12 protein-coding genes are annotated in these 11,894 nt (G+C 48.8%); 2 read left to right on the top strand and 10 right to left on the bottom strand.

Annotation, left to right across the window (positions count from 1 at the left end; translation table 11 throughout):
* Positions 1-27 precede the first annotated feature (27 nt).
* The 5 genes from DI44_RS19380 to DI44_RS12355 form a co-directional block, all read right to left on the bottom strand.
* Positions 28-300 (bottom strand): hypothetical protein, encoded by a 273-nt coding sequence (locus tag DI44_RS19380; protein ID WP_021322316.1) that lies wholly within the window; start codon positions 298-300, stop codon positions 28-30.
* Between the two features lie 245 nt (positions 301-545).
* Positions 546-1,721 (bottom strand): nitrate/nitrite transporter, encoded by a 1,176-nt coding sequence (locus DI44_RS12340; RefSeq protein WP_021322317.1) that lies wholly within the window; start codon positions 1,719-1,721, stop codon positions 546-548.
* A 279-nt stretch (positions 1,722-2,000) separates the two neighbouring features.
* Positions 2,001-3,080 carry an ABC transporter permease gene (locus tag DI44_RS12345; protein ID WP_023633804.1) on the bottom strand — a complete coding sequence of 360 codons (1,080 nt, stop codon included), beginning with the start codon at positions 3,078-3,080 and terminating at the stop codon, positions 2,001-2,003.
* Complete coding sequence (locus DI44_RS12350) at positions 3,067-4,023, bottom strand: ABC transporter ATP-binding protein (protein ID WP_023633803.1); 957 nt, start codon at positions 4,021-4,023, stop codon at positions 3,067-3,069. Before DI44_RS12350 ends, DI44_RS12345 begins: the two co-directional genes overlap by 14 nt.
* Before the next feature lie 2 nt (positions 4,024-4,025).
* Positions 4,026-5,192 (bottom strand): NEW3 domain-containing protein, encoded by a 1,167-nt coding sequence (locus tag DI44_RS12355; protein WP_014195097.1) that lies wholly within the window; start codon positions 5,190-5,192, stop codon positions 4,026-4,028.
* Between the two features lie 127 nt (positions 5,193-5,319).
* Here DI44_RS12355 and DI44_RS12360 point away from each other — a divergent pair, with 127 nt between their 5' ends.
* The gene (locus DI44_RS12360) at positions 5,320-5,901 is read left to right on the top strand and encodes a sigma-70 family RNA polymerase sigma factor (RefSeq protein WP_033024872.1); all 582 of its coding nucleotides are present in this window, start codon (positions 5,320-5,322) and stop codon (positions 5,899-5,901) included.
* Positions 5,891-6,640, top strand: coding sequence for an anti-sigma factor (locus DI44_RS12365; RefSeq protein WP_198527187.1), 750 nt, complete (start codon positions 5,891-5,893; stop codon positions 6,638-6,640). Before DI44_RS12360 ends, DI44_RS12365 begins: the two co-directional genes overlap by 11 nt.
* Before the next feature lie 360 nt (positions 6,641-7,000).
* Here DI44_RS12365 and DI44_RS12370 read toward each other — a convergent pair whose 3' ends face one another.
* The 5 genes from DI44_RS12370 to DI44_RS12390 all read right to left on the bottom strand — a co-directional run bounded on the left by DI44_RS12370 (position 7,001) and on the right by DI44_RS12390 (position 11,696).
* Complete coding sequence (locus DI44_RS12370; RefSeq protein ID WP_033004621.1) at positions 7,001-8,119, bottom strand: TIGR04053 family radical SAM/SPASM domain-containing protein; 1,119 nt, start codon at positions 8,117-8,119, stop codon at positions 7,001-7,003.
* A gap of 195 nt (positions 8,120-8,314) precedes the next feature.
* Complete coding sequence (locus tag DI44_RS12375) at positions 8,315-8,956, bottom strand: ATP-binding cassette domain-containing protein (RefSeq protein ID WP_033004622.1); 642 nt, start codon at positions 8,954-8,956, stop codon at positions 8,315-8,317.
* Positions 8,957-8,971: 15 nt separating this feature from the next.
* Positions 8,972-10,465 carry a hypothetical protein gene (locus tag DI44_RS12380; RefSeq protein WP_020753630.1) on the bottom strand — a complete coding sequence of 498 codons (1,494 nt, stop codon included), beginning with the start codon at positions 10,463-10,465 and terminating at the stop codon, positions 8,972-8,974.
* A complete protein-coding gene (locus DI44_RS12385) occupies positions 10,458-11,237 on the bottom strand; it encodes a hypothetical protein (RefSeq protein ID WP_020753631.1) in 780 nt (259 codons plus the stop codon). The genes DI44_RS12380 and DI44_RS12385 overlap by 8 nt, the downstream gene beginning before the upstream one ends.
* Positions 11,238-11,318: 81 nt before the next feature.
* Positions 11,319-11,696 carry a hypothetical protein gene (locus DI44_RS12390; RefSeq protein ID WP_020753632.1) on the bottom strand — a complete coding sequence of 126 codons (378 nt, stop codon included), beginning with the start codon at positions 11,694-11,696 and terminating at the stop codon, positions 11,319-11,321.
* Positions 11,697-11,894: the final 198 nt, after the last annotated feature.

Genomic DNA, 11,894 nt, shown 5'->3' with positions numbered 1-11,894 from the left:
ATGGCGACGGCTCCTTTTTGTGCATGGTTAAACTGATGAGTGACGATCGGGTATATTCCCGATTTGCGCCGTCATTTCAACGCGGACGTCATGCGGTCCGATCCGCTCCATTTTCAACGGCACCGGTGCTTGGTTCAATCCTTTATGCGCCGCTAACATGTTCGTAGCAGACTGTTGCGTAGTTGCCGCTGTTCCGTTTTTATTTTCCGCCTTTGCCTCTCCTCCTCCCCCGTTGCTGCATGCGGCCAAAAGCGATGCAACCAACGCAACTGACAACAACGTAGACACATTTCGTTTCACTGTTTTCTCCCCCTTCAGTTGATTTGATTTACACCTTCAGCGTACGCCATTTCTGCCTTTCCCCTAGTGATTTGTATCACCAAGGAGCGGCCATGTTTGAAGGGTTCGTGAAATAATGAGCAATATATTTTAATCATGTAACAATAGTGAAACGCATACTCACATTGAATAACAGAAAAACACGCCCAAACAAAAAAAGAGGCTAAAAGCGAACAAGCTTTCAGCCTCTCTATACGGTATTCCATTCAAGAAGCGAACCGCTTCGCCGGTTCGCCGGCTTTTTTGCCAAATACGAGCCGGTTCAGCAAGAAGCAAATAAGGGTAAACAAACTAAGGAGCAGAAAACCGAGCACGTACGAACCTGTTGCATCTTTAATGATCCCCATGACAATCGGCGGAAAAAAGCCGCCAAGTCCGCCCCAGGCGCCGACAAGGCCGGTGACGGCGCCCGTTTCGGCTGGGAACAGCTGCGGCACGAGTTTGAACACCGCACCGTTGCCCAGCCCAGACATCACGGCCACAAACAAACAAGCCGCTGTCATCACCCAAATATTTTCCATTCCAAACGCGATCACCAACGCGCCGATTGTCATTCCAGCGTAGACGAACGTCAACACCCGTTCAGCTCCGATTTTATCGCCAAGATAGCCGCCGACTGGCCGCGCGAGCGTAGCGAGTACAGTAAACCCAGCCGCGCGCATCCCAGCATCCACTGGCGTCAACCCATACAAGTCAACGAGCAGCGACGGCAAGTAAATGCCGAAAGCGACAAACGCCCCGAACGTAACGAAGTAAAAGAGCGACAACGTCCACGTATGTTTATATTTCAATACCGACAGCGATTCACGCACCGTTTTTTGTTGTTTCGGCTTCGGCATATCCGGTGTGAAAAACCAAACGAAAACGAGCATGACGACAACCGGAATGATCATCCCCCAAAAAGCCCAAGGCACACCAAACGCTGCGGCAATCGATGGAACGGAAAACGCAGCAACCGCCGTGCCGAAGTTGCCCATCGCGTTAATCCCAAGCGCCGTCCCTTGCTTTTCCGGCGGAGTCAAGCGGGAAACGAACGTCACCGAAATGGCGAACGACGTTCCGGCCATGCCGATGAAAAACGCCCAAAACAGAAGCATCGCATACGAATCTGCAAACCCTGCGCCAACAAGCGGAATGACAAGAAACAAGAGCAGCAGCGAAAACAGCCTGCGCCCGCCGATCCGGTCCGTCCAAATGCCAAGCGGCAAACGCATGATCGAGCCAAGCAGCACCGGAATGGCGACCAAAATGCTTTTTTGCGTCGATGTCAGCCCGTACATTTGCTGAAACGTACTCGCAAGCGGCGAAAACACGGCCCACACGGCGAATGAAAACATCATGGCGAACGTCGTAATCGGCAGCAGCGCCTTTTGTTTATTCATGAAAAGCCCCTCCCAAACTTTCAAAATTTGTGACGTTGTTTGTACTTCCATCATACGCAGGAGAAGGAAACGGATTTGTGAGGTTGATCACATTCTTGCCTGTTGTCACCATTTTGCCACAAGCGTTGTCACGGTTTTGTCACATCCAAAAAAAGAAAAAGCCCGTCCCCAAAAGGAACGGACACGATTTGGCAGAACGTTTTTCACATACGAACGATAAGAAACGCTGTTGGGCGCACACATCTCTTCCGCCCCGTCTACGGCAAACAACTTGTTTTCTCACCCACTCGCCCGTATCTCCTGCCTCATAAACAACCAATACGCGATCGCAAAGCAGATGAGGGTGGCGGCAATGAGCGCGGTCGCCTGCGGCCAAATGAGCAGCAAACTTTGCGAGAACGGCAAGGGGGCCGCAACAGCGCCGGCCGTTTGCTCCACCGTGACGATCCCTAGCGTTCGGACGTCCGGCGAAAGCAAGGCGGTTGTTGATTCATTGAACAAGTAGCTCGGCGACAATCTCATGAGACCAAGCACCAACTCTTGACGGCCGACCGCCTGCTCGACGGACGTAATGGCGTCAGACTGCAAAAACGATTTCGCAAATACTTCCACGATCATCGAGTAGAAAAGATTGAAAAACAGCCAAACGGCCATCGACGACAACGCGGATGTCGCCGCCTGGCGGAAGACGACGGAAAACAAAATGCCGAGATTCAGCCAAAAGGCGATATACACAAGACATAACAACAAAAAGCAGACCATGCGGGCAAACTCTTCGAAAGTAGGCGGAATCCCCAAGACCAAAATGCCCAACGCCATCACGAGCAGGCCGAGCGAAAGAAACAAAACAGCATTCAACAACAGCGCAGCGACAAACTTGCCGTTGATCACATAATCGCGCGGAATCGGCTGGGCCATGAGCCGGCTTAACGTCCCCCGATTCCGCTCCGAATTGATGGCGTCAAATCCAAGGGCGATGCCGAGCAGCGGCCCGAGAAAGCTGACAAACGTCAGAAACGAAGGCAACGTTCCGTCCGAGACGGTGAATAATTTTAGAAACAAGTAGGCGCCTTTCGCGATTTCCTTGGCCTCTTCCGAGGAATCCAACGCGTCCCGGATTGTCGTCATCGCCGTATACAGCGAGCCGAAGCAAGTAAGCAAGATGAGGGCGATTAAAATGATCATGCGCCAACTCGTCAAATAATCGGCCAGTTCTTTTTTGACAATGGCCGAAAAGGCGCTGTTTGCCCCTCTTGCTCGTTTCTTCTCATCAAGCGCACCCACCTTCAGCCGTTCGCTCCATCTTTTCACATATGAAAAAACATCGTTTGCCCATCGCTCTTCCTTACTGGCCTTCACGTACATCCCTCCCTTCAAAATAGCGGTGATAAATCTCATCAAGTCCAAAATCCCGCCGGCTGAGATGGAACAGCGAAGATCCTGATTCGATGATCGTCTGGCTGATGGCGGCGCTCACATCCGTTTGGCAATACACATCCCATCCATCTTCCGTTTGCTCCACTTTATTGACGCCCGGAATCGCCTCGATTTTGGACCGTAAGGAAGCGTCAAGCGGCGAAGCAACCACATGGATGACATAGGCATCCTGCAAAAACAGCTGTTGCGCCAGGCGTTCGATATTCCCTTCGGCCAACAATCGGCCGCCCACGAACAAGCCGACTCGGTCGCAAATTTTCTGCACATGGTGCAATTGGTGCGAGGACAGCAGGACCGTGATGCCTTCATGGCGGCTCAAATCGCGGATCAGCCGAAGCAGCTCGCGCACTCCCTCAGGGTCGATGCCCAACGTCGGCTCATCCAAAATGATCACTTCCGGGCGCTTCATCAACACATCGGCCAAGCCGAGCCGCTGCCTCATTCCCCGCGAGTATTTCCCCGCTTTTTTATGGGCCGCATCGGTCAAATTCACCTTCTCGAGCAGCTCCCACGCTCGCTTTTCCGCCTCGGCGCGAGGAATGCCGTTTAACGCCGCCGTATACAGCAAGTTCTCCAACCCTGTCATGTGATGGTAAAAGCCGACATCATCCGGCAAGTACCCGACTTTCCGTTTAACGTCAATGGGATTTCGCACTGGATCGATCCCGCATACCCTAACCATGCCGGACGTCGGCTCGGTGAGCCCGAGCATCATCAAAATCGTCGTCGTCTTTCCGGCCCCGTTCGGGCCAAGAAGCCCAAAAATTTCCCCTTTTTGAATGGAAAGCGACAAATGGTCAACCGCCCGATGGTCGCCATACGTTTTGCACAAGTTGTCAAGCTCGATGACAGCGGGTGCTGCCATGCTTACCTCCTCCCGTATGTTTTGATCAAATAGTATAGCCCTCCGGCCACCCCGAGAATGATCAACACCGCCACCACTCCCCAAACGGTCGACGTTTTGACCGAGACGCGGAACGCCGCCTCCGCCGACGTTTCCGCCGTTTGCGCCTGGAAGTTGACAACATAATCCCCAGCGATCGCTTCATCCGACGCTTTCACTTTCGCCTTGACTGTTTTGGAATCGCCCGGGTTCAGCTGGGCGATCGTGCTTTGATCGAATTCCACTTCCCAATCAGGCGGAGCGTCAGCCGTCATATTGATGTTCAAAAGTGGAGCGCTTCCGGTGTTTTTGACAACAAGATCGATCACCCGTTCATGCCCCGCCGTCACATCGGTGCTTAAGTTTCCTGACGGCGTCGTCAGTTTGAGCGCATACGTGCCCGTAATGACCGCTTCTAACGTCAGCTCAGCCGACGTATCGCTCGTTTGCGCTTTGATCGGGATTTTGTACGTGCCCGCTTTCACATTTTCCGGCGGTTTAACCTCTACGGTAATGTCTCTTGATTCATTCGGCTCGAGCTTCACCGACGTAACGGAATTGCCTTCCGATTTGAACGTGACTTGCCAACCTTTTTCCGCCGCCGAACTTAACGCGTAATTTTGCGTCTTGGCAGTTCGATTTTTCAGCGTGACATCATACGTGAAGCTCGAATCCGCGTGCCCCTCGAGGTTCGTTTGTTCCGACGTCAGTTCCGTTTTAAACGATCCTTGTTCCGTCACGCGGACAAGCAGCGGCAATTTCGATGAACCACTGTCCCCTTTCGCGACGAGCCAAAAGCGGTAATCCCCCTTGTCGACATCCAGCGGCACGGTCACTTCCAACGTGACCTCTTCTTCTTTTCCGCCTCGGACGGACAGCTGCTCAATCGTTCTCCCCTCAGCGGTAATCGAAGTCGACCATCCTTTCGGCAGGTGGTCAAACGAGAAGGTGACGTTTTCAATGTTGGAACCGTTGTTGATGACATTGACCGTATAGTCGATTGTTTCCCCCGGCGTCACGGAAAGCCCGGTGTATGGCGTGAAGAGAACAACACCGCTTGCCGCCGATGCCGGGCGGATCGGAAGAAGAAGCGAAAAGAGAGTCAAGATCATGGCGAACATCATGATGATCCTGCTTTGCACGACATTCACTCCCTCCTTCTGTTTTCACTTCGTATACGCCAGAAATGGATCAATGGATTTGTTTTGCAGGAGAAAAATTCAGTTGTAGAATAGATGCAGAGCAACCATTCCAAGCATGCGTCGGGAGGTGGGCAAGATGGAAGACCGACGGGAAGACCTCGAACTGCTCGAGAAGATCGCCGAAGGCTCGCGCGCCGCCTTTGACCGTTTTTACGAAAAATACGCTCCGATGGTCTATCATATCGCTCTTCGGATCGTCGGCGACGAGGTGGAGGCGGAAGATGTCAGCCACGATGTGTTTCTCGAAATCTTGCAAAAACCGCATCAATTCGACCCGAAACGGGGAAGCGTTCAAGCCTTTCTTGCCGTGAAAACGAAAAGCCGGTCGCTCGACCGCCTGCGCAAGAAACGGGACCTTTTAGTGAGCCGCCTTGAGGAAGCAGCTTTAACAGAAAAGGGGGCGGAATTTGATTTTCTCCGCCAACTGGAACAACAAGTCATCATAGACGCTTTAACCCATCTCCCCGAGGAGCAGCGGCAAGCCATCATTCACTTTTACTTTCATGGGGAAACACAGCGGGAAATCGCCGCCGCGATGAACAAGCCGCTGGGCTCCGTCAAGTCGCTCATCCGCTACGGCTTGCGCAATTTGCGGAAACAAAAAGAGCTGTTCCACTGGATGGGGGCTGGCAGAGGTGAAGAACAGCATGAAGCATAGCCATATTTCGGAAGCAAAAATCGTGGACTGGCTGTTAGGCATGCTGCCAGAGCAAGAAAAAGAAGACGTGTCCAACCATCTTAAGTACTGCCTTGAATGCCAACGCCTGCTTGAAGCGTGGAAAGACATTGGGCTTAAAGAGGCAGCCCAATATGAAGCACCGCCCCTTTCTCACAAAGAGCGAATTTGGGCCCAAGCGGAAGCGCAAAGACAAACAGCGCGCGCGCAGCGAAAGGTCCGCATCGCTTCGGGATGGATCGGTGCCGCTTTGGCCGTCTTCCTTTTCGCCTTGTGCCTTTCCGCTTCGAACGACGGGCCGACCGCTTCCCATGGCGGATCGGATGAGCCATATCGATACCAGATTGTCAAACAACATACCGACATTCCAATTGAGCGAATCATCCGTAATCCCAAAACGAAACAAATTCCGATTGAGCCATCGGCGCTCTTTCAACAGATGGACGGCACAATTTGGCTCAATGACGATACGAAGGAAATGTTGATGGAAATTGAAGGGCTGCCGCCGTTTGCGGCCCGCGATTATCAATTGTGGATCATTTACACCAACAACGAGGTCAAAGGGGAACTGTTGACGATCCGCCACGGAGCGGCGCGCATTTTGATCACCGGCGAGGATGTCAAACAGTTCAAGCAAATTAAAGCGAGCCTCGAACCAAAGGGAGGAAGCGCGGCGCCGACCGGGCCGGAGACATTTATTGTCGATTTGGACCACGAATGATATTTCAACATTGAACGCTCTCCCACCTACGCTTGAGCTTTGAGGTGGGAGATTCTTGGGAACACCCGCCCCACAGCAGGCTGTCCACCAAGCCATCCCCGTGCGTCCCACGTTTCTTTACCCCTTCTGTTCTGTGGAAGCAAGAGGAAGAGTGACGGCAAATCCCGATTCATCCCCCACTTACGCTCACGCGTGGAAGTGGGGGATCTTCTCGGTTCAGGATGATAAAAACGGGGAAGGGCGCCTGCTCCTTCCCCGTATGTTTTGGACACATCACCAACGTCCGCCGCATGCGCCCGGGCAACCGTCTCACGAACGCCGCAGCGCCGTCATTTTAAGCGGCCGTTTTTCACCGCTCTCTTACCGTTGGCTTCGCTCTTTTGTCCGCAGCGCCTTTGGAATGTAAACACAATACGGCTCGCTTTCCAAATAGTCTCCCGTCACCGCGTACGCCCGCGAGCGTGAGCCGCCGCACACATATCGGAACTCGCAGACGCCGCATTTTCCTTTATATTTGTCCGGATTGCGCAAGTCTTGGAAAATCGGCGAGTGTCGGTAAATGTCCGCCAGCGGCGTTTCCCGGACGTTCCCTGCCTTCACCGGCAGCAGCCCGCTTGGGTAGACATCGCCGATATGGGAGATAAAAACAAAGCCGTTGCCGTCGTTTACTCCTTTCGGCGCGCGGCCGAGCCCGTCGACTTGTCCGGTTAAGCCTTTGTTCAACACGTCTTCGTAACGGATGCCGCCTTTTGCCGCTTTTCCTTCACGCATTTTCGCCTGCAGCACGACGCGGCGGTAATGCTGACCCGCCGTTGTTTTGATGTCAAACGGGACGCGCTTGCTCGTCTCATACAGCCAGCGGAACACCCGCTCATGCTCGATGGGGGAAATCATATCCTCCTCTTTTCCCCTGCCTGTCGGCACAAGGAAAAAGACGCTCCAAAGGACGCATTTCAGCTTCTCCACCAACGCCGCCATCTCGTCAAGCACATGAACGTTGTATCGCGAAATGACGGTGTTGATTTGCACGGGAATGTCGAGCTCATGCAAGTAGTGAATCGCACGGATCGTCAAATCAAACGAGCCGCTCACGCCGCGGAAATGGTCGTGAATCTCGGCGTTTGGCCCGTCAAGGCTAAACGCCCAGCGCGACAGGCCGACCTCTTTTGCTTTGCGGATCGCCTCTTTCGTCACGTTCGGCGTCGCGCTCGGCGTCATGGACACGCGCAATCCTTTATCGATCGCATATTTCGCTAAATCGTACACATCCGGGCGCATGAGCGGATCGCCGCCCGTAAAGACGAGCATCGGCTGATCCATCTCGTAAATCTCATCGATCAGTTTTTTCCCTTCCTCAAACGTCAACTCGCGCGGATCGCGATGGTATTGCGCTTCGGCGCGGCAATGAAGGCACTTGAGTTGACAAGCTCTCGTCAATTCCCAAATCACAATAAACGGATTTTCATTAAAATCGCGCATGGCGGCCCCCTCCTTGGCCTCCATTGTACCGCAACATTCAGGCGCGTTATGTGATATGGATCACATTTAGACCTCAACGCTAATTCCATCTTATCTTTCGATTAGCTCAACTGAAACTCCGAAACTGTGGTCAGCCAAAATGGAGGAGACCTTTATTTCAATTTATATATGAATGTGAGCTTATAACATCGCGTTCTACTTTTTTACTTTTTCAAGTCTGAAACGATTGATTCTGTACACTTCATCACAAAGAACATCAATATCCTCTTGATTATGGCTAGTGAGCAAAATCGTCCTCCCTTCTTCCTTGAATTTCCGAAGCAAGTTTCGGATATTTTCAACGCTGTCAGCATCTAAAGCATTGAATGGTTCATCTAAAATAAGCGTTTGTTGATCCTCCATAATGGCTTGAGCAATAGCAAGCTTTTGTTTCATTCCAAGTGAGTAATGTTTGACCTTTTGCGTCGATTCTGGATCTAAACCGACCAACCTCATCGTTTGCTTTATTTTGTCATCACTGATTTTGTTTCGAATGAGAGCCAATGCTTTTAGATTATCAAACCCTGTCTTTCCCGCTATATATCCAGGCCGATCAATGATAATTCCAAAATCACTGGGAAATCGTTTATTGACCCCTAACTCTTCCCCGTCCACGATCACCCTACCGTGATTAGGGAATAGAAATCCACATATGAGTTTGAATAAGACAGACTTTCCTGAACCGTTAGGACCAATAATTCCATAAATTTTCCCCTTTTCCACTGCAAAATTCACGTTTTCAAAAATCGTTGCTCCTTTAAATGATTTACTGACTTGATCTAACAGGATATGCGGCAACTTACTCACTCCTTTTTAGAAATCGAGATCTTGTTTGGAAAAGACATACAGCAAGAAAACAATGGCGAAAACATTCCATAAGAATAGAACGGTGCTGATGCGGTAAATCGAATCATTTGTCAATAAATACGCCATGCTATTCAATCCAGATGGAATAATCCCCCAGTTATTAAAACCCGGGAACATAAAAAATGAAAGTATAGCGATCCCTACGAAACTATAAAATGTTTCTTTGCTCAGCCAAGAGATCAGAAACACAAATAGGACATAAAACGAAACTTGAAGGTAGCCGTTGACCAAAAAATGATAAAACATATCAAGCAATGTAACTGAACGGTCAATAGAAACATGGAAATCAAAAGAAAAACGTTTCAACGACAAAATGAACAAAGCGAGCAATGCTAAAGCGAATAAATATAATCCAATGTATAGCATGATCTTATGATACCACGCCCAAAACCATCGGCTGATCGACTGATAACGTACTAACTTGTAATACCCCATTTCCGACAATTCCGTCTGCAAATGCAATTGGACCAAATAGATGACCCCAAAATAAAGAACCCAATAACATAAAAACGACTTGAAATAAAACGCTTGTTTGGAACCGCCTATAAACATGAAAAGAAACTGGTCCCAAACAGTTTGTCCCACGTTCTCTCGCATTCCAGACCATAATGCTAGAACAACCAAGACAATAAAAGCGGTATATTTCCAATTGTACCCTTTCACATTCAAATCCAGTCGATTGACAATCCATATGAGCAGGATCATCCATCCTATAACCACCGAAAACGATCCCCATATATTGCTGAACTGAGCAACCCCCGAATGCAAAATCAAGTAATGGCACAAATTAAACAGGGAATGAGGAGAAAGAAGTTTAAATGACACTACGCCATACACCCATATGAACACCGCAACAAACACGACAATGTCCTTGTTTTTCCACTTTACATAAAGGATGGCCAAAACAAGGTGAATACAGCTGACACTGAAAACAAGCAAAGCTAAATGCAACACCAACGCTAAAATGGGACTGTTTATAAATTTTTGCAATATTTGCGTTTCGCTTAGAGAAGCATTCAGCCTACTAAACGGACTCCAGCCAGCAAAAGAAGGGGCGCCGATTGACAAAACGAGGCTCACTGCTCCCCAAACGATTATCGATATGCTGGCACTTTGCATCAATCGAACTAGTGTCGCATACACCCAACTTCGATAAGAACCCAACCGTATCAAAACTGCATAATCAAAATCAGACATCATAATTGAAATAGAACGGTATAGAAAGACCGGCAAGATAAAATATAAGATAAGGTAAATATCACCAAAAAACTTATGCAACAAATCCCATTTATTCAACAATAATTTTGTTTGCAACGAAGCAACATACATATGCTCTTTAGCACTTAATCCATATATGTAAATCACTACTCCGAAGAGAATCCATTTGAATGCCAATAGTTCATCCACAAAATCCTTCCATTTGTTTACTACCCTAGTCATGGTGCTTATGCAACCTTTCCTTTAAATAGAACATCAATACCATCACCACAAAACATAAGAAGAGGAATGGCACGAATACTGTCCATAAAGGTTGTTGCGATATACTGAAAGGAAAAATCGTAAAGGTAGGGGAAAATTGGTCATACCCCAAAACTTGAGTAATAAAGTTTCCCAACAAGTAATAAACAAATGGAATGGAAAGCGCTATAAAAGGCTTCTCCAAAATCATGACGAGCAATAATCCCATTGTCGCATACATCATTCCATTCAGCCCTACCCATAGTGAGTAAAGAACTCCATATGGCAGCGTGCCAAGGACAAGCAACTGCTCAAACGTTGTATAAGGGATAGGATTCCCATTAGTTGGATAGAAACGAACAATTCCTAAATAAGGTTCAATATACATAGAAAATATAAAAGGGACGAATACGATCAAAAAGGCAATCAAAAAAGATAGAATCGCATTGACGATCAATTTGCTCAAGAAGTAAGTCGTCAAAGGGATGCGGATACGTACATATGGGATAAAATGGTTTTTTTGTTCACTTGGGAAGGAAATCGAATACACAAGAACCATGATAATGGGAAACAACAGCGGCACAAAATTCGAATTCAAGCGGAGAAAAAGATCCAATTGCCTATAGTAAACGTAGCCATCCTTGATTAGCATAAATTGGATGACAGGCAGAACCAACACCAATGCAGCCCAAACAATGCACTGACGCCACGTAAAGACTCTCACAAATTCCACTTTCACTTGATGCCCCAACATGCTTTACACCCTTTCCCAAGCTTGTTTTCATGTTCAAAGAGAATGGACCATCCAAACGGTTTGGTCCATTCTCATGATAAATCAATTGCTTCTCCACTCCCCTTTTACCCTGACATCTACTAATTGAGTAAGATCCGAGCTAAACTCCACTCTCGCATCCTTGCCTGCTTTGATCGAATTAGGCAGTTTGAATGGTCCCCCAACCGTTTCGATACGGACCCAAGGTCCAGTTCCTCCGCTATAAGAATACACTCTTGCATCCAGTGCTTTCCCCAGTATCGATACTTTCAAATCTGCTGACGCGCCGGTAGTCGACTTCGTTTGCTGAGGAGTAAACGCATTATCATTGAATCTTGGAACAATCACGTCATAATCATCATACGTCGTTCCCGCCTGAGCTACTCCTCCTGCGGCCAGAAGCCCTGCTGCTAAAGCAAGCACGGCAAATTTCTTCTTCATTGAGCATCATCCTCCTCATTATTTCAGAGATCACCGGCCGGCTTCACCCTTACTGTACCAAAATAACATTAAAAAAACATCCGTATTTTCCGCAAATTTCATGGCGGAAAATACCTATTTTTGAAATTTCGTTTACAGAGATTGATCGATATTGTAAAATTTTAACGAATGAAGTTGAGAGAAATGGCCTCATGGATC

This window comes from Geobacillus sp. CAMR5420, assembly GCF_000691465.1.
In the GTDB taxonomy this organism is placed as follows: Bacteria; Bacillota; Bacilli; order Bacillales; family Anoxybacillaceae; genus Geobacillus; species Geobacillus thermoleovorans.
Note: the sequence above shows the minus strand (reverse complement) of the source record. Positions and strands in the feature narration are given on the sequence as shown.

What these genes read in the sequence shown, in the direction of transcription:
- DI44_RS12340 (WP_021322317.1), bottom strand. Translation starts at nt 1,721, where the DNA reads ATGAATAAACAAAAGGCGCTGCTGCCGATTACGACGTTCGCCATGATG.
- DI44_RS12350 (WP_023633803.1), bottom strand. Translation starts at nt 4,023, where the DNA reads ATGGCAGCACCCGCTGTCATCGAGCTTGACAACTTGTGCAAAACGTAT.
- DI44_RS12360 (WP_033024872.1), top strand. Translation starts at nt 5,320, where the DNA reads ATGGAAGACCGACGGGAAGACCTCGAACTGCTCGAGAAGATCGCCGAA.
- DI44_RS12365 (WP_198527187.1), top strand. Translation starts at nt 5,891, where the DNA reads ATGAAGCATAGCCATATTTCGGAAGCAAAAATCGTGGACTGGCTGTTA.
- DI44_RS12370 (WP_033004621.1), bottom strand. Translation starts at nt 8,119, where the DNA reads ATGCGCGATTTTAATGAAAATCCGTTTATTGTGATTTGGGAATTGACG.
- DI44_RS12380 (WP_020753630.1), bottom strand. Translation starts at nt 10,465, where the DNA reads ATGACTAGGGTAGTAAACAAATGGAAGGATTTTGTGGATGAACTATTG.
- DI44_RS12385 (WP_020753631.1), bottom strand. Translation starts at nt 11,237, where the DNA reads ATGTTGGGGCATCAAGTGAAAGTGGAATTTGTGAGAGTCTTTACGTGG.
- DI44_RS12390 (WP_020753632.1), bottom strand. Translation starts at nt 11,696, where the DNA reads ATGAAGAAGAAATTTGCCGTGCTTGCTTTAGCAGCAGGGCTTCTGGCC.